This window comes from Rhizobium sp. 2YAF20 (assembly GCF_052114685.1).
Classification (GTDB): domain Bacteria; phylum Pseudomonadota; class Alphaproteobacteria; order Rhizobiales; family Rhizobiaceae; genus Rhizobium.
In genome coordinates, this window is record NZ_JBFRFF010000024.1 from 51059 (window position 1) to 69245 (window position 18187).

An 18187-nucleotide genomic window follows, 5' to 3' on the forward strand; every position below is an offset into this window, starting at 1 on the left:
GTGAGGCCCTGATGTCATGGTTGACTGCGGAGCAGGCGCTCGGCTTGCTCGGAACGAAACCCCAGACGCTCTACGCCAATGTCAGCCGCGGCCGCATTCGAGCGAAGGCTGATCCGTCGGACACCCGACGCAGTCTTTATTTCGACGAGGATGTCAGAAGGCTGGCGACGCGGCATGCGGGACGCCGGAAAAGCGAGGCGGTGGCTGCCGACGCGATCGAGTGGGGCGATCCTGTCTTGCCTTCCGCGCTGTCGACTGTTTCCAATGGCCGATTGTTCTATCGAGGCCGCGACGTGGCGCGGCTTTCCGAACGCGCGACGCTGGAGGAGATTGCGGCGCTACTTTGGGATATGAGGAACCCGCCGGTTCTGCCCGTCCTTCGGCGGGACGAGGATCGGGCTCCCTCGCTGGAGGCCGCCTTTATGGCGCTGGCCCATCGCGTGACAACGGATCTTCCGTCGCATGGCCGGTCATTCCTGGCATTGAAGAGGGAGGCGGAGGGCGTGCTTGCGACCGTCGCCGATGCATTGGCACCGGGTGCGTTCGAACAGCCGCTGCATGAGCGCCTCGCAGCCGGTTGGGGCCGGCCGGCAGCTGGCGATGTTCTCCGGCGCGCGCTGGTGCTGTTTGCAGATCACGAATTGAATGCCTCGACCTTCACGGCGAGGATCACGGCCTCGGCCGGCGCGACGCTGTCTGCCGCCGTGCTGTCGGGCCTTTCGACGCTCACCGGGCCGCTACACGGCGCTGCATGGCGCGGCGTCAGCCTCCTCGTCGACATCACGCACAAGTTCGGCGCTCGGGAAGCGGTCCGCCGCTATCTCGCACAGGGGCATTCGCTTCCGGCGTTCGGTCATCCGCTTTATCCGGATGGCGACGTCCGGGCCGATGCCTTGTTGCCGCATTTTGCCTTGCCGGCGATATTCGAAGAGATTCGCCATACGGGCGAGGAAATGATCGGCGAGCGGGCCAATGCCGACTTCGCGCTTTCTGCGCTTGCCGCCGCCCATGATCTTCCCGAGGATGCGCCAATCATCATTTTCGCGCTCGCGCGCACCGTCGGCTGGCTTGCACACGCGATGGAACAGGCGTCGTGCGGCCGGCTTATCCGCCCAAGGGCGCGCTATGTCGGAATTCCGCTGGAGATCTGAAGGGCTTTACGGTTGCTTTGCGGTTTCGGTTGCCTGAGGCGAAAGATTTGCCCAGACGATCGGCATTCGGCCGCTGGCAAGGAGCCAGATCGTACCAACGGCGACCGCACCGACGACGAGGTTTGCCGCGATGAAGAGGATCGGTGCGAGCGTGGCGATCGGGCCGGTGTCGCCGCGGTCGATGAGGCGAAGTGGGGCTGCGGCGAGCGCGGTTGCGCCGAAGGTGAAGGTCCAATAGGCAGGCGAGAAGGGCTCTTTCATGATCCACGGAAGAAGCCGCAGCAGGATCAGCGCCTGCAGGATGCCGTAGCCGATTAGCATGTGCGCCAGAATGTCGGGTGCGCCCTGCGTGACACTGAGATAGGCCAGCGCTCCAACCGTCGGCGGAGCAAGCTGGATGCCCAGCGTCGGCCGCATCGGCGGCGGCAAGGTGATCGTGAACATGCGATGGAGAAGCACGGAGTCCGTCGCGAGCCAGGCGAAGAGGCCGGCACCGAAGAACAGTTGACCCCAATCCTGGTGGCCGAGAGCGGAGGCAAGGGCCGCGGTCACGAAGCTTCCGGCCACGGTCGGCAGATAGAGCACCGGCGTCGTCATCGCATCCTGGCGGTCGCCCTGCCAGAGACCTCCCGTCCGCCAGACGGCAAAGAGCAGGGTGCAGGCGGCGCCAATGGCGAACAGAAGCTCCGCTGCGATTGACGAATAAGGCAGCAGCCCGCCGGCGATCAGCATCGTTGCGACCCCGACCAGTCCGATGAAACAGCACTGAACCGGATGGGCGACTTCCTTCAACGCCTCTTGGCGGGCAAGCAGCCATTTCAGCGCATAGAGCACCACGACCAGCAGCCAGACGACGATAGCCAGCATGACGATCGCCTCGCCGATTGCTGCCGGCAATTGCCAGACCTGATGGGCCAGCCGCCATGCATTTCCGAGGCCGGCCAATCCAAGCACGATGCCAAAATAGGCAGCAGGGACCAGAGGAAGCTTCATCTGTGTCGACACCTATGCCTCCCTGCACCTATTTGCGGATTTTGCTCTCCTTATAGATCAATCGGGGGGCAGCGAGAAGGTGGATGAGATGCCCAAACGGCCGGGATTGCTCTATTCCACACATGGGCAGCGCTGCATTTCTGTCCCGAGACTTGCAACGACCAGCCTATTGAAAATCCGCTGGCCGAGCTATTTTCATCGCATCGCACTTGTGATTGGCCGCGTGGGCAATGCTTTGTGACGCAAGCTTCGTTCTTCTGTAATGTTATGACGACATAGCTTCCCTACCATTTGATCGGTGGCAAATGGCTGCAAGATTCTTTATTGGATTCCTGGACTAGAAAACCTCCCAAGGAGATTTGGATATGCAAATTGGAATGATTGGCCTCGGGCGCATGGGCAGCAACATGGTGCAGCGCCTGATGAAGAATGGCCATAGCGCCGTCGTTTTCGACGCCCGCGCTCAAAGCATCGAAGATCTCCAGAACCTTGGTGCCACCGGCAGCTCGTCGCTTGCTGATTTCGTTGCCAAGCTCGAGCGTCCGCGGGCCGTCTGGATGATGCTTCCGGCTGCGATCGTCGACAATGAGCTGACCAAGCTGGTACCGCTGCTTGAAGAGGGTGATATCATCATCGACGGCGGCAATTCCTACTATCACGACGATATCCGTCGCGCTGCCATGCTGAAGCAAAAGGGCATCCACTATGTCGACGTCGGCACCAGCGGCGGCGTCTTCGGACTGCAGCGCGGCTATTGCCTGATGATCGGTGGCGACACGCCAACGGTCCAGCATCTCTCGCCGATCTTCGCAACGCTTGCCCCCGGCGCCGATGGCAGCGTATCGGCAACGCCGCAGCGCACCGAGGTTGCCGCTGCCAGCAGCACGGCGGAGCAGGGCTTTCTGCATTGCGGACCGCATGGCGCCGGGCATTTCGTCAAGATGGTCCACAACGGCATCGAATACGGCCTGATGGCCGCCTATGCCGAAGGCTTCAACATTCTCCGCCACGCCAATATCGGCCTGCAGACGGCGGATGCCGATGCGGAAACGGCACCGATGTCGAACCCGGAATATTATCAGTACAATCTTGACGTTGCCGAGATTTCCGAGGTCTGGCGTCGCGGCAGCGTCATCACGTCATGGCTGCTCGACCTGACGGCGGATGCGCTGCATGCCGACCCGGCGCTCTCGCAATATGCCGGTCGCGTATCGGATTCGGGCGAGGGCCGTTGGACGATTTCGGCTGCCATCGACGAGGGCGTTCCGACGCCGGTGCTCAGCGCCGCGCTCTACGGCCGCTTCTCATCGCGCGGCAATGACGATTTCGCCAACCAGGTCCTATCCGCCATGCGCGCCGGCTTTGGCGGCCATCATGAAAAGCCTGCGGAGAAGTAAAACTTAATCTGATCTAATCAGGCAATTGGGCGGCGACAATGCCGCCCTTCGTTTATGTGATTGTTTAATTCTTGATCGGAAACCATTGAGATCAAGTCTCAGTACGCGCGAAGGAGCAATATCGGACATGGGGCGCCAACGGGTAATTCCGCGGCGTGGGGCGGCCGGATGACGAGGCAATCGGAGTGCGCGAAAGTGCTCATCATCGAGGAATCCTGCTTGGCGAAGGGTTCCACGAGCAATTCGCCGGTTGGTGACTTCGACAGTCTCGCCCTGATATAATCCTGCCGCTGGTCATTGGCGGCAAACCGCACCTTTGCAAGCGCCGTGCTCTCGCGGGCCAAGGGCGGGCGGGAGGCAAGCTTGCGGATGAGAGGTTCGAGGAAAAGCAGTCCGCATACGAGGCTCGATACCGGGTTTCCCGGCAGGCCCAGAACATGCGTCTTTCCAAAGCTGCCAACCATCAGCGGCTTTCCCGGCCGCATCGCGATGCGCCAGAAATCAAGCTCCATGCCGGCGGCCACAAGTGTCGATTGCACGATATCATGGTCGCCGACGGAAGCGCCGCCGAGCGTTACGATGACGTCTGCGCCTGCTGCTCTTGCCGTCTCTATTGCCGAAGTGAGGGCGGCACGATCATCCGGGACGATGTCTAGGTCGAGAATGGCGGCGCCGGCTGCACGGGCGAGAGCTGCAATACCCGACGTGTTGGAGGCGACAATCTGGGCAGGGCCGGGGATGCCTCCCGGCTGGACGAGTTCGTCGCCGGTCGCAAGAATTGCAACCAGTGGCCGCGCAAAGACTTCAATTTCAGGATGGTTCATGGCAGCAGCGACGGTCAGTCGGGCAAAATCCAGTTCCGTCCCGGCCGGTAGCACGACATCGCCCTTCGCAAAATCCTGGCCGCGCGGGCGGATATGCTGGCCCTTTCGGACAGCGTAACCGGTGCGAATGCTGCCGTCTTCAAGCCGCTCTGCATCCTCCTGCAGCAACACGCTGTCGGCCCCTTCGGGTACCGGCGCGCCGGTGAAGATGCGGACGGCTTCGCTCCTGCCAACGAGACCATCGAACTGGTGGCCGGCAGCTGAGGTGCCGATGACAGTCAGAATGGTCGCAGCCTTGCCGAGGTCCTCGTGCCGCAAGGCATAGCCATCCATCGCGGACGCGTTGAACGGCGGTTGCGTGAGCCGCGCCGCCAGATCGCTTGCCAGCACGCGACCGTCCACGTCTGCCAGAGGAAGGATCTCGGTGCGGGCAATCGGGGCGGCCTTGGCAAGGAGGCGGTTCTTTGCATCGCTGACCGGGAGAAGGCTCATGCCTTGAGCTCCGCATGCCGGAAGTCGCCGGACCTGCCGCCCGACTTTGCAAGAAGCCGGATGCCGCCGATCTCCATCATCCGGTCAGCCGCCTTCGCCATGTCGTAGATGGTCAGGCAAGCCACTGATACGGCCGTCAATGCTTCCATTTCAACGCCCGTCCGTCCGGTCAGCTTGGCAGTGGCGGTGACGCGAAGGCCGGGGAGGCTTTCGTCCTCTGAAATATCGACCGTGATCTTTGTGAGCATCAAGGGATGGCATAGTGGAATGAGGTTGGCGGTCTGCTTGGCGGCCATGATGCCGGCAAGGCGGGCGGTACCGGTGACGTCGCCCTTCTTGGCATTGCCGTCGCGGATTAGCGCCAGTGTCGCTGTCGTCATCTTGACGTGCCCTTCGGCAGTGGCGGTGCGGACCGTTTCGGCCTTGTCGCCGACGTCGACCATGTTCGCCTCTCCCGACGCGCCGATATGGCTGAGGGCGCCTTGCTTCGGGGCCATCCTATTCGGCCGCCTGAGCGCCGGCCTCGCCCGTCAGAAGCGCGCGCGTTGCCGCTGCGATGTCGGTCTTGCGCATAAGGCTCTCACCCACGAGAAATGTGCTGATCTTCACGGCCTCGAGGCGCTTGCAGTCGGCATGGGTAAAGATGCCGCTCTCGCCGATGAGCAGGCGGTCGTCAGGCACCATAGGCGCCAAGGCCTCGCTGACCGACAGGTTGACCTCGAAGGTGCGCAAGTTGCGATTGTTGATGCCGACCAGCGGTGAAGACAGTTTTAGCGCCCGCTCCATTTCAGGCGCGTCGTGCACCTCGACCAGGACGTCCATCCCGAGGCCAAAGGCTTCGTCCTGCAGGCGTTCGGCATCGTCGTCGGACAGCGATGCCATGATCAGTAGAATGCAGTCGGCGCCCCAGGCGCGGGCCTCCTGCACCTGGTAGGTTTCAAACATGAAATCCTTGCGCAGCGCCGGCAGCGAGCATGCAGCTTTCGCTGCGCTCAGGAATTCGGGCGCGCCTTGAAAGCTCGGCCTGTCCGTTAGAACCGAAAGGCATGCGGCCCCGCCGGCTTCATAGGCAGCCGCCAGTGAGGGCGGATCGAAGTCGGGACGGATAAGACCCTTGGAAGGGCTTGCCTTCTTAATCTCGGCGATGAGGCCGTAAAGTCCGGCGGCGCGCTTGGCGGTCAATGCCTTGTAGAAGCCGCGCGGAGCCGACTGATCGGCCTGCATCGCGCGCAAGTCTGCGAGCGAGATCCTTCTCTTTGCCGCGGCAATTTCTTCGCGCTTGTAGGCCTCGATCTTCGCCAGGATATCGGTCATCGCATCCACATCCTTCAATCGGCTTCGTTGGAAACGGCAATCAGCCTTTCGAGTGCGACCGCAGTTGCGCCGCCGTCGAGCGACAGTGTTGCCAGTCTCATCCCATCATTGATCGTTTCCGCCTTGCCGGCAATCACCAGTGACGCGGCGGCGTTGGCGAGCGAGATGTCGCGATAGGCGTTGCGCGCGCCAGACAGTACGTCGCGCAGCGCAGCCGCATTGGCAACACCATCACCGCCCTTGAGGTCGGCAAGGACGGCATAGGGGACGCCGAAATCTGCCGGCGTCAGTTCAAAGGTACGTATCTTGCCGTTTTCCAGCGCGGCGACGGAGGTCGTTCCCGTGGTCGTGATCTCGTCGAGACCGTCGCCATGGACCACCCAGACGCTCTCGGCTTCAAGATCGCGAAGCACTTCGGCAAGTGGCAACACCCATTGCGGCGAGAATACGCCGAGCAATTGGCGCCTGGCACCTGCCGGGTTAGCCAGCGGTCCAAGCAGGTTGAAGATCGTGCGGGTCCCAAGTTCGACCCGAGAAGGACCGACATGACGCATGGCCGAATGATGGAGCTGTGCAAACATGAAGCCGATGCCGGCTTCGCGGATGCAGCGGCTGATCACCTCAGGGCCGATATCCAGCTTGACCCCAAGCGCGGACAGGCTGTCGGCAGCACCGGATTTCGAGCTCAGGGCGCGATTGCCATGTTTGGCAACGGGAACGCCGGCTCCGGCCACGATCAGGGCGGCAAGCGTCGAGATGTTGTAGGTGCCGGTGCCGTCGCCGCCGGTTCCGACAATGTCGATCGCATCGGCGGGCGCTTCAACCGGCAGCATCTTCGAGCGCATCGTCGTTACGGCGCCGACGATCTCGTCGACGGTTTCGCCGCGCACGCGCAACGCCATCAGGAACCCGCCGATTTGCGAAGGGGTGGCCTCGCCGGACATCAGGATTTCGAAGGCCTGGCGGGATTCATCTCGGGTCAGCGCCTCGCGGCCGGCGACTTTGGCGAGAAGCGGTTTGAGTTCTGGCATCGGGTCTCCGTCTTGCGCTTGGCAGGCCCGCGATCAGCCGCAGGCCCTGATTTAGCGGACCATTGCCTGTTCGGCCACGTTCCGATTGACCGTGACACCGTATTTCGTTTGCAGCTCGGTGACCATCTGGTCGAGAATGTCATCGCCTGCCGCATTGGCGATGGCCACAGATTGCTGATCGCCGTTGTTGAGCATGTCGTTGGTCGGGCTGGAGTTGACGCCGGTCACCTTGACCAAAATTTGCGTCGTCGGGTCTCCACCGACCGCGTTGGCAGCAGTGTCGACCGGGCCGGAGAATGCCGCCGAGACGCCTGCATGACCGAGGACAGGATCATCTGTCGTGCGCGAGACGTTCGCCTTGTTTTCGACGGCAATGCCGAGCGGCGCAGCGATATCGGCAAGGGACTTGCCCTTCTTGGCTTCTGCAACAAGTTCGGTTGCCTTGGCCGCAAGTGCCACGGCCTGCTGTTCCGCTGTCCAATCGGCAGCGGCCTTGTCGTGAACTTCCGCAAGCGGACGGTCGCGCTCAGGCGTGGTGTTCTCTACCTCGAACCAGACATAGCCATCGTTTCCGAGCGATACCGACGGAGGCTGGACGCCGACATCAGTCTTGAACACCTCGGCCAGCAGCTTCTGCTTCGATGGCAGATCCTTGACGTCGTTGCCGTTCTTGTCGAGGCCGCTGGCATCGACCGCTTCGACGGTCACTGCCTTCAGCTTCGACTGCTGCGCGGCGTCCTGGAGCGACGCACCGGAACCGCGAATGTCTTCAAAACGGTCATGGGCATCGAGGATCTGGTTGCCGGCTGCAGCGAGCGCCAGCTGATTGCGGATGTCTTCCTTGACATCGTCGAATGCCTTGGCGATTTCGGCCTTGATGTTGGTGATCCGCAGGATCACTGGGCCGAACGAGCCTTCGATAACCGGTGACGTGCCGCCGTCCTTGGTGATAGCAAAGGCGGCCTCGGCGATCGCCGCGTCCGGTACCTTATCCTTGCTGTAATTGCCAAGCATAACATCCGCCGGTTTCTTGCCCTGGTCAGTGACGAGCTGGTCAAAGGTCGTACCGGTCTTCAGCGCTGTCGCCGCGGCGTTGGCGAGGTCCTTGTTGGCGAAGGTCAATTGCTCGATCGTGCGCGTTTCTGCCGTCTTGTAGCTGTCCTTGCGCTTCTCGTAATCGGCCTTGACCGCATCGTCGGTAATGGAGCTCGCGTCGGCAAGATCGGAGGACTGCAGCTTCACATAGGCAATCTTGCGATATTCAGGAGCGCGATAACGCGGCTTTGCGCCCTCGAACCACTTGGCGAGCACGTCGTCGGCCGGCGCCTTGATCGGATCGATATTGGCATTGGTCAACAGGAGATAGTCGATGTCGCGGGTCTCGTCGTGATATTGCTTCAGCGCGTCGACGAGGACCGTTGGCGCCTTAAAGCCATTCGACACCGCATCGACGATCTGGCTGCGGACGGCAACCTTGCTGCGTTCCTTGATATAGTCATCCTCGGCGATGCCAGCGTTGCGCAGGCGGCTCGAGAACATGTTGCGGTCGAATGCGCCACTGGTGCCCTTGAAGGCAGGATCTTCACCGATCAATTGCGCAAGGCGATCCTGCGACAGGCCGAGGTTCATGTCGCTCGACAGCTGGTCGAGAGAAGCACCGGCGATAAGCTGGGCGTAGGTTTGCTGGTCGATACCGAATGCGCGTGCCTGCTCGTTGGTAATCTGCATGCCGAAACGCTGGCTAATCTGGGCGATCTGGCGCCTATAGGCGAGCCGGAACTCATTGGCATTCACGTGCTGATCGCCAACCGAGATAACGGTATCGCTGGCACTGCCGCCGATCAGCGACCGGGATACGCCCCAGATACCGAAGGACGCAACCAGCAACAGCATAAGCCCTTTGGCAACCCAGGTCTGGGCCAGTCTTCTCAGCACTTCGAACATTGGTAAGCAAACCTCACATATACAAGCAGGCCCGCCCGAGGGCGAAGCATTGGGAGTTCCTTAGAGCAATCCGAAACGGAATTGAAGAGCTTCGACTGAAAACACCGGAGCCAAGGAACCTTTGTCGGTGAACGGCGTTGACAGCGGACCAACACAAGGAGCTTACGATGGCCGAACTGAAATCCGCTTCCATGCAATCCGCAGCCGCGCGTCTTGAGACAGAAGCAGCAGCGGATGACCTGTCAGCTCAGATTGCCGCCTTGCGGGAAGACCTTTCGAAATTGTCGGAAAGTGTAATTGCTATCGGGCAGGGCGCAAAGTCGGTGGTTACCGAGGAAGCGTCGCTGGCAACGGAGCGCGTCCGCGAAAAGGTGCGCGAAGAGCCGCTTTTCGCACTCGCTGTAACAGCCGGCATCGCCTATATGATTGGCCTGCTTAGCCGGCGATAGCATCAGATAACGAACATGATTTCGCCGGAGGGTATTCACCCACCGGCGCTTTGCTTTGTTACATTCTAATGCTTCGTACGGGGGAGGCCACTCCAAGTGATCGGCACTCGGTCCCTCGGCTCGACATGCGCCTTTGTCGGATGCGATATATCGAGGGCCTTCAGGGCTGCGCTGGCCGAGATCACCGATTTTCGTCCGAGCTCACGGGTCAAACGCTGCGAAAGGGAGTGCGGTACGAGCGGAAATCCGCTGGGATGGATTGCCGGCAGTTCTGGTCGGCGCGCAGACCCAAGGCGGGCAAGCACGTCCTTTGCCTTGCGCTGGAAAGAGGCGTGAACGGGGTCGTCCGACATCAGTTGCTCCAATGCTTCGAAGGCCTCGATCGCCTCGGTATTTCGACCTGATGCCACGAAAGCCACGCCCTTACCGAAATGAGCGGCGCTTGAATTCGGCTGCATCGCGATGGCCCTGTCGTATGTCGCCGCCGCCACGTCGAATTTCTTGAGCGCAATCTGCGTGTCGCCCAGGCGCAGCAAGACCGGTCCTGCATCACCCGTCTCGGTAAGAATGGACTGGTAGGCAGCTTCTGCCTCGCCCAATCGGCCTCTGTCGACAAGAAGTTGCGCCAGACCTATTCGCGCGTCGACATGGGCAGGTGAGGTGGCGACGACTTGCTGGAACGCTGCCTCTGCAAGTCCCTTCTTGCCCTCGGCATAGAGCCGGGTTGCAAGTTTGTGGACGTGGTGAACACTGCGGACATTCAATGTCTCGAAGCGATTTCGGCCGGTGGAGGTTCGAAGGGTCGAGCAATGAAGCGGACGATCCTCTGCGCCAAAGGCATATTTGTAGTCTTCGTTGCCGCGCAAGAAATCATAGCTGCGATATCCCTCGGAAATCGCATTTCGGATCGCATAAGCATGCAGCACAAGGCCAGGCGAGGGCGTCTTCCATTCCTCGTCGCGGCCGGCGATGGAAAACAGGACCGACTTCTTCCTTCGATCCAGCATGTTGGCAATCGCGCCAAGTGGCCGCTCGCCGTGCCACAATGTCAGAAGAAAGAGATCGCCGTTACCGCAGGCGTCCATTAGTATCTCGCGGGCACAGGCAATGATCGCCCCGACACGATCGCCTTTCTCGCCACCCCATTTGGACTGCCAGAGCTTGAACAGCACATCGAGGTCGCGCTCGATCGTCTCGGCGGTAGCAACCGTAATGCGATAGGCGTCGTCACTCTCAATCTGTCGGAGAAAACGCCGGAGCTTCTGTCTGGTCTGGCTGCTTAGCCTGGTATCCAGATAGGTCTCCCAGCTTTCGGGCAATTCCACGACAGGGCAGACGGCATGATCGATATTTCTGTGATCGATCCGAGATGTCCATTTGTGCCCGATATCAGGTCCCTTCAGCGCCTGCACAAACGCATCGTGGCGCCCGACCGGCCCGGAGAAATTGTCGAGACGGATATGCGTCCAGCTCTGGTCGCGGAGAAAGAGCGCAAATCCGTTGATCGCATGGGTCTCGTAGGAAGGGTCGCAGAGAATGCCGGTATAGTCGGCGGCATGATTGCCGGCCATGATGATATCGTCGGTACAGATGCCGGTTTGAGGATCCTGCGTCGTTGTCAGCCGCAAGGGTAGGAACGCGACGTAAGGGGAGCCGACGGGCTTTCCCCTAAGGGCAAGGATGAACCAGCGGTCGCGCCGATTGAGGTAGCTGGATAGCCATTCCCACGAGAGAAAATATTGCGCATGCGGGTCGCTGAGATAGACGCAATCCCAGTTCTGGCGGACTTTCTCGAGATCCGCATTGCTCTCTATGACGTCTATCCTCACGTGCCCCTCATCCGTAACGTCATGTCCGATCGGCATCCCCTTGCAGCATCTTAGCCATATTCAAAGGGCTTCAAATATTCCCTTCGTGTTATTTCGTAATATCTAATATGACTAGCACTTGATCGCGGCCGAGGCCGGCACGATCATATTTCGTCGGTGAAACGCGGGCTGGCGCGAATGAAGACCCAAAGCGCCTTGCTGATTGCGACGATTTCGCCGATCGATTTTTCGAGTCGATCGACTTCCTTGAGATCAAGTTGCTCGACCTTGCCGTAGCGCACCTCCCGGTCGTCCTCGACGAGGCGCATCAACTGCGTGCTGGAGATATCTCCGTTCTCGTCGAAGGAATAGATGCAGTGATTGTACTTGTTGCGCGTCTTGGATTCACGCTTTAGGCGACCCATCAATGCCAGAACCGTCTTGCTCTCCTCCTGTGGCCGCGACGGCAGCTTTGCCAAACGCTCGACGAGATCGATGCGGGAACGTGTCGTGTTCAAGGTGAGGAATACGATGATCGCAGCGTCCTTCTCAATGTCGAGAAGGTGCGCGATGACATAGATCAACAGGCTTTCCGTATTGGTCCAAACATAGTTCAGACGTCCGACACGCAAGAGAACATCCGACATTGCTGGCATGTAACCGTCCTATCGCTGCAATCCTTCAGTATATAGCGAGTATAGACGAAAATTTCTCTACGACACTTGTTTCTTTATCCTTTCCCAAATTAGTCGTTGCGGTTCGGCGGGGTCTCAGCGCTCCTTGAACGCGTGCGACATGCTGTCCACCACCGGCTTTGCCAAATATTCGAAGAAGGTGCGGTGCGACGTCGCAATCAGGACGTCGGCTGGCATGCCGGGGACCGGACGGAAGCCAGGAATGCGCTGCAGTTCTTCCGGCGGTATCTCGACACGGACGATATAGACGTCACGCTGCGCACTGGCGCCGTCCTCCTGGATCGAGTCCGCGGAGACGTAGTAGACTTTGCCATCGAGCACCGGTGTCGTCCGCCGATTGAGGGATGACAGCCTGATCGCCGCGGTCTCGCCCTCATGCAGTTGGTCGATCGATGTCCGCAATACCTGCGCCTCGATGATCAGCGGAACGTTGTTCGGCAGAATTTCCATAATCGGCTTGCCAGTCGTGATGACGCCGCCGGCTGTGTGATAGTAGCAACGCACGACGGTGCCGCCGACCGGTGAACGGATTACCGTCCGGCCGAGAACCTCGCTTGCCTCGCGAGCCTGTTCCCGAACGCTTTCGAGGTCGGACTCTGCGGTCTCGAGCGCGTCCAATGCCGATTGCTTGTTGGCATTGATGGCAATGACGGCTTCCTGGCGATATTTCGCGACCTGTGATTCACTCTCGTTGATCTGCGAATCCAACCGGGCCAGTTCGCCCATCGCGTCGGCGACCGCGCGCTGGATGGCGAGCAGGTCGGTGCGGCGCATGACGCCCGCGTCGGCGAGCTTCTGGCGGGACGTCTGTTCCTCCGTGAGCAGGTTCAGCTGGGTGACGAAGGCCTGCCTCTGTCCGTCATATCCCTTGTTGCGGTAGTCGAGCGATGTGATGTTCTTGTCGATAAGGTCGAGCTGTTCCCGGAGTTTTTCCTGCCGGCTGTGAAAGATGATGTTCTGGCTTTGGATGATCGCCTTTATGTCGGGATCACTGCCCTGCAGCTGGACGGTATCCGGAACGACGAAGTCGTTGGCCCCCTGCGCTTCTGCCTTCAGGCGGGCCGTGACAGTCTCGAGGCGCAAACGACGCAGATTGAGGGCACGCTCGTTGGCGGTGGCGGCCGTCGGGTCAAGCGTCACGAGAACATCGCCTTCGTGTACAACGTCGCCTTCGTTAACCATCAGATCCTTGATGATGCCGCCTTCGAGATGCTGGATGATCTTGTTGTTTCCGGTGGCAACGAAGCTGCCCTGCGCGATAACGGCAGCCGAGAGCGGCGCGGTCGCTGCCCAGTAGCCGAAGCCTCCAAAGGATGCGAGCAGGATGGCAAGACCCGAGAAGCTGTGCAGCCGGATTGAGCGGGGCACCTCGCTGTACCATTCGACCTGTCCGGGTTCTTCCGTCGTTTTGTCTCTTCTTTTTCTTGCCATGACGCGCTCAACCCTGAATTCTTGGAACTTGCTGGCCGTTGCCGAGGCCATCATTGGAAGGCTTGCCGCTCAGCGCGTTCAGAACCTCAGCGCGTTCGCCGAACATGGCGACCGAGCCATCCTTTAGGACAAGGATCTTGTCGACACACTGGAGCAGGGCAGGGCGCTGGGTAATCGTGACAGTCGTGATCCCCTGGCGCTTGGCATGGATGATGGCGCGGGCAAGCGCCGTCTCGCCGGCGGAATCGAGGTTGGAATTGGGCTCGTCGAGAACGACGAACTTCGGATTGCCGAAGAAGGCTCGGGCGAGCGCTATGCGCTGCTTCTGGCCGCCGGAAAGCGGTGAACCGTCTGACGCAACGACCGTCTCATACCCTTGCGGGAAGGTCGCAATCAACTCATGCACATCGGCAAGAACGGCTGCCTCGTAGATCAACCGATCCTCGACGTCATCCCTCATGCGGCAGATGTTCGCCTTGATCGTGCCGGGAAACAGCTGAACGTCCTGCGGCAGATAGCCGATGCTTTCGCCGAACTGCCTTTGATCCCAGTTGCGAAGGTCCATCAGGTCGAGGCGCACATTGCCCGAGGTCGGGAGGATCGAGCCGACCAGCATCTTGCCAAGGGTCGTCTTGCCGGATCCGGAATTTCCGATGATGGCCAGGGATTCGCCCTTTTGCAGCGAGAATGAAATGCCATTGAGAACGACGCGCTTCTGGGGTGGCGGGACAAACAGAATGCGCTCGACATCAAGCCTGCCTTCCGGATTCGGAAGTTTCAGGCGCGGGAAGTTGAGCGGCGAGTTCAAGAGCAGCTGCTTGATGCGACCATAGGCTGCGCGGGAATGATTGAACTGGTTCCAGCCTTCGATGGCACCTTCGACGGGCGCAAGGGCGCGACCGGAAACGATCGAGGCAGCAATCACCATGCCGCCAGTCAACTGTCCCGACAGCGAAAGATGCGCGCCCCAGCCGAGCAGGATCACCTGCGTGATCATCCGGCAGGCCTTCGTCAGGCCGGAAAAGACGATGTTGCGATCCTGCGCTGCCACCTGCGATTTGAGCGAACCTGCCGTTTCACGGCCCCACATCTTCACAGCCTCGGGGATCATCGCCAGCGCGTTGATGATCTGCGAGTTGCGCGCCATGGAATCCAGATGGAAATTGGCGCGGCTGAGGAAGGCATTCGCCTCGGCGAACGAGCCGGCGGTCATCTTCTGATTGAAGTAGGCGATGACAAACAGAATCGCGCAGCAGGTCAGCACGATCATGCCGAGATCCGGATGGACGAGGTACACCAGAACGACGAAGAGCGGCATCAACGGCGCATCAAGGAAGGCAATCAGGGTGCCGGAGGTTATGAAGGAGCGCAACTGCTGCAGGTCGCCGAGCGTCTGATAGTCGCGCCCGTTGCCATGAAGCGAAGCACGAGCTGCGGCACTGAGGATCGGCGCGCCGAGCTGCACTTCCAGCTCAACTGCGGTTCGCATCAATATGAAGCGGCGCACGGAATCTAAGATGACCTGAAGAAGGACAGCGCCGACGACCGCCACGGTAAGCATCACCAGCGTATCGACTGAGCGGCTTGTCAGCACGCGGTCCGAGATCTGGAAGAGATAGATCGGGATCGACAGGACGAGGATGTTGATGGCGAGGGTAAAGACCATGACGATCAGCATGTTGCGGCGAACGGCTGCCATGCCGTTGCGCAGACTGAGCGCAAAATTGATCGGCTGGGCGCTGCGCTTGTGGAAGACGTTGCCGCCATTACCGCCACCGCCGCCATTTCCCTTGCCATTGTCTCCATTGTTGCCACCGCCGCCGCCGATGCGCTCGACATCCCTGATCGGGCCGGGATCGTTGTCGATCGTCCTTGGCAGCGGAGGAGCAGAAACCTTCATCTCGATCTGCTCGGTTTGCGGCTGCGGGGGAACGTTGCGCATTACCGGCTCGTTCGGAGCGGCCTTGGGAGCGTTGTCTACCGTTGCAGGCGCTACGGGTGCCTCCGGCTGGATGGGCGGGATAATCTCTAAACGTGACGGCGCGGAGCGCTGCGTGGCCATGAATGGTCGTGGCGTCTCGTTTCCTGGGGCAGCTCGCATCGGCAAAGGATCGAACGCCTTGGGCCGCGGCAGATCGGGCGCTGCGGTGCGGGCATCCAGCGCCTCCGTGAACGTGGCCCTTGCCGCCGACAAGGAGGCAGCAAGTTGTTGAGGCTGTGTCCCTTCCGAGGGTTCGGCGATTGCGTCAGTTCCGATCCCGCTGGGCAATTTGCTTGCGCTTGCCTGGGGCTTTGCGTGATCGGCGCGCTCCTTGAGAAAATCCTCTACCGCGTCCTCGACTGCGGATACGACCTCGGCGGGCCTGGCTTCACTTCGGTAGGCACCGAGATCGGACACGGATGTCCGAAGATGCAAAGTCCGACTTTCTGCCATCCTCAACTTCGAAATCTGGTTCATATGCTGCAGATCTCCCCTCTGCGTACTCAATTGAACTAGGCGGTAACCGACTGCATGACATCACCGACGCTGCCATTGTGGAACGACAGGTCATGACCGGCATCGATGGTCGTGGTGTGGTGATCATCGGTCGACGTGACCGGATCGTTGTTGCCGAGGAATGCGATCGCTTCGTTCGCAAGCTGTCCTGGCTGGGCGGTGTTGGTTTGGCCGTGGTCGAGAAGTCCGCCCTGAATGAGGACGGCATCGGAATAGACGTTGCCTGCGACATAGGTGGTGTGGCCGAAGCTGTCGTAATCGACAATGCTGGCGACATTGATGACGGCATTGCTGCCGGTGTCGATATGCACGGTCGCATTTGCATTGTCCTGCAAGATGCTGTTGGCCACCTTAGTGACGCTATCGGCATCACCGACGATGTTGACCTGCTTGATAACGTTGACGTCGTAGAAATTACCGGTGATGTAAAGGACGTTCAGCCCCGGATAGCCCGCGAAATTGGGATCTGCCGCCAGGCCGCCGGGCATGGCATTCTGGTGGTCCTGAATGTTCTTCATCGTTTCGTTCATGTAGTCTGGCATCGCTGCAAAGCGATTGGGGCTACCGACGTTTTCAATGGAGGCCAGATTCCACATAAGATTGTTGCCGGTCTGGACTTGGACACTGGTGCCATTTCCGTCCAGCTTGACGGTGTCGTTGTCGTAGAGGACCGAAATCTGATTGATCGAATTCATGTTGTAGGCTTGGCCACCGACGATCACCAAGTCGTACTGGGTACCGATGCCGAGGTAAGACGCAAGGTCGGTGACGGTGTTGCCGCCGCTCAGCACGGATGTCTCGACGCCGCTCGTCTGAACGGTCATCGTATCGTTGTCCGACAGGAAGTTATATTGTTCCATCCAATGGACGAAGGAGACATCGCCGTTGACGACGCTGACATGCCATGCGTCAGGCATGGTGTGGCTGTCTGCCCCAGACTGGGCAGCCGGTCCGGGGTTGAATTGATCATGGGCGAATATCGCGATGTTCTTGCCGATCGTTGGCGCATTGGTCACCGAGTTGGTGCCGTCGCCAGATAGCCCATCGACCTTGTCGCTGTTGCTGTAGATGTAGGTCTGCGAGATGGAATTGATGGAGTGATAATCGCCCATGACAGCCATCAACGGCGTTATCATGTTGGTGTCGACGATGCCCGCCAGGTTGGCGACGACGTTCGCACCGGTCTCGATATCGAGCGAATTCGGGCCAGCGCCCTGCAAATGCTGCGCGCCGTCGCTGCCCACCGGCTCGTGATAGGCCGCCGCGAGACCGCGATTGGGAAGATAGTCGTCAAGCACGGGCACACTCGATGACACGACGCCGTTGATATAGATGCCATCCAGATTGTTCGAGGCCGTCACGAAATAGTGGCTTCCGTCCGGATCCTGCAGATTGGCGCCGCCGCTTTGCTCGACCTTTTGGGCGTAGTCATGGACCTCGCCGGCAATCTTGACGACGCCGTCATAGCTGTCGGTGCGCACCCAGTGGCTGAAGGGCGACATTGACTCGGCCTTGGCGCTCATCTCGCCGAGTTGTTCGTTGATATAGGCAAGGTTTTGGACCGGATGGACGCCGTTGGTCATGTCGAGGACGTCGTCGTCCCGCACGGCGTTGGCCTGGAGCAGGTGAAAGGCGTTCGAGTCAGCGCCCTTGTCGGTGTGAAGACGCTCGGGCTCATCAAGGGCAATCAGCGGAGATGATGGCAGCATATGCGGCAGGTCGATATTTGCCAGATCCTGCAGCATCTTCAGGCTCTGCTGGTAGGTCTGGTCATAGAGCCGAGCCTGCAGATGATCGTAGCTTTCGTGAGCGGCGTCGTATTTCAGATGCGGATCGTAGTCCTGCAAATTTAGGTTGGACTGAAAGGCCGCCTGCTGTTCCGAGAGATCGCCAACATGCGGCAGCCCGTCACGCAACGCCTGGCCCTCTAGGTTGAGCTGCCGCAGCCGCGCTTCCTCTGACTGCGGATCAAAGAGGCCGATGAAATGGGCGATGATTTCCGAGAATTTTTCCGCGTGCATCACGTTTCTCCCCAACAGCCGCCAATATTTTTCTTGAGTTTGGCGGTCTGCATCGCAACGATCGCTCCGCTGCGGAGCCGATCAGAAAGATGCACCGGCCGGACTGGGCCGATGCGTTTCTTCGTGTGAGTTGCGTTGAA

Annotated in this window: 14 protein-coding genes; 3 read left to right on the top strand and 11 right to left on the bottom strand. The window is 60.0% G+C overall.

What is annotated here, in order from left to right:
• Positions 1-11 precede the first annotated feature (11 nt).
• Positions 12-1151, top strand: a complete 1140-nt coding sequence (locus AB4Z52_RS23410) for a citrate synthase (protein ID WP_442220292.1) — start codon at positions 12-14, stop codon at positions 1149-1151.
• 6 nt (positions 1152-1157) lie between these two features.
• Here the strand turns inward: AB4Z52_RS23410 and tehA are convergent, their stop codons facing one another.
• Positions 1158-2144: a dicarboxylate transporter/tellurite-resistance protein TehA gene (gene tehA / locus AB4Z52_RS23415; protein ID WP_442220340.1), complete on the bottom strand. Its 987-nt coding sequence runs from the start codon at positions 2142-2144 to the stop codon at positions 1158-1160.
• A gap of 365 nt (positions 2145-2509) precedes the next feature.
• Here tehA and gnd point away from each other — a divergent pair, with 365 nt between their 5' ends.
• The gene (gnd, locus tag AB4Z52_RS23420) at positions 2510-3541 is read left to right on the top strand and encodes a phosphogluconate dehydrogenase (NAD(+)-dependent, decarboxylating) (protein ID WP_442220293.1); all 1032 of its coding nucleotides are present in this window, start codon (positions 2510-2512) and stop codon (positions 3539-3541) included.
• A gap of 98 nt (positions 3542-3639) precedes the next feature.
• On the opposite strand, the gene AB4Z52_RS23425 is transcribed toward gnd, so the two are convergent.
• Genes AB4Z52_RS23425 through AB4Z52_RS23445 form a run of 5 tightly spaced genes read right to left on the bottom strand, consistent with a single transcriptional unit; the run spans position 3640 to position 9146 of the window.
• Positions 3640-4857, bottom strand: a complete 1218-nt coding sequence (locus AB4Z52_RS23425) for a molybdopterin molybdotransferase MoeA (protein ID WP_442220294.1) — start codon at positions 4855-4857, stop codon at positions 3640-3642.
• Entirely contained in the window at positions 4854-5354 is a 501-nt protein-coding gene (gene moaC, locus AB4Z52_RS23430) for a cyclic pyranopterin monophosphate synthase MoaC (RefSeq protein ID WP_442220295.1), read from the bottom strand. The genes AB4Z52_RS23425 and moaC overlap by 4 nt, the downstream gene beginning before the upstream one ends.
• A 1-nt stretch (position 5355) precedes the next feature.
• Positions 5356-6171, bottom strand: coding sequence for an indole-3-glycerol phosphate synthase TrpC (gene trpC / locus AB4Z52_RS23435; RefSeq protein ID WP_442220296.1), 816 nt, complete (start codon positions 6169-6171; stop codon positions 5356-5358).
• 14 nt (positions 6172-6185) lie between these two features.
• Entirely contained in the window at positions 6186-7202 is a 1017-nt protein-coding gene (gene trpD, locus AB4Z52_RS23440; RefSeq protein ID WP_442220297.1) for an anthranilate phosphoribosyltransferase, read from the bottom strand.
• Positions 7203-7253: 51 nt separating this feature from the next.
• Positions 7254-9146 (bottom strand): SurA N-terminal domain-containing protein, encoded by a 1893-nt coding sequence (locus AB4Z52_RS23445; RefSeq protein WP_442220298.1) that lies wholly within the window; start codon positions 9144-9146, stop codon positions 7254-7256.
• Positions 9147-9313: 167 nt separating this feature from the next.
• Here AB4Z52_RS23445 and AB4Z52_RS23450 point away from each other — a divergent pair, with 167 nt between their 5' ends.
• Positions 9314-9595 (top strand): hypothetical protein, encoded by a 282-nt coding sequence (locus AB4Z52_RS23450; RefSeq protein ID WP_442220299.1) that lies wholly within the window; start codon positions 9314-9316, stop codon positions 9593-9595.
• A 65-nt stretch (positions 9596-9660) separates the two neighbouring features.
• Here AB4Z52_RS23450 and AB4Z52_RS23455 read toward each other — a convergent pair whose 3' ends face one another.
• From AB4Z52_RS23455 to AB4Z52_RS23475, 5 genes are all read right to left on the bottom strand, one after another.
• Positions 9661-11424 (bottom strand): GNAT family N-acetyltransferase, encoded by a 1764-nt coding sequence (locus AB4Z52_RS23455; protein WP_442220300.1) that lies wholly within the window; start codon positions 11422-11424, stop codon positions 9661-9663.
• Positions 11425-11567: 143 nt separating this feature from the next.
• Positions 11568-12059 carry a hypothetical protein gene (locus AB4Z52_RS23460; protein ID WP_442220301.1) on the bottom strand — a complete coding sequence of 164 codons (492 nt, stop codon included), beginning with the start codon at positions 12057-12059 and terminating at the stop codon, positions 11568-11570.
• A 114-nt stretch (positions 12060-12173) separates the two neighbouring features.
• Complete coding sequence (locus AB4Z52_RS23465; protein ID WP_442220302.1) at positions 12174-13529, bottom strand: HlyD family type I secretion periplasmic adaptor subunit; 1356 nt, start codon at positions 13527-13529, stop codon at positions 12174-12176.
• A 7-nt stretch (positions 13530-13536) separates the two neighbouring features.
• Complete coding sequence (locus AB4Z52_RS23470) at positions 13537-15987, bottom strand: type I secretion system permease/ATPase (protein WP_442220303.1); 2451 nt, start codon at positions 15985-15987, stop codon at positions 13537-13539.
• Between the two features lie 35 nt (positions 15988-16022).
• Positions 16023-18047 (bottom strand): hypothetical protein, encoded by a 2025-nt coding sequence (locus AB4Z52_RS23475; RefSeq protein ID WP_442220304.1) that lies wholly within the window; start codon positions 18045-18047, stop codon positions 16023-16025.
• Positions 18048-18187: the final 140 nt, after the last annotated feature.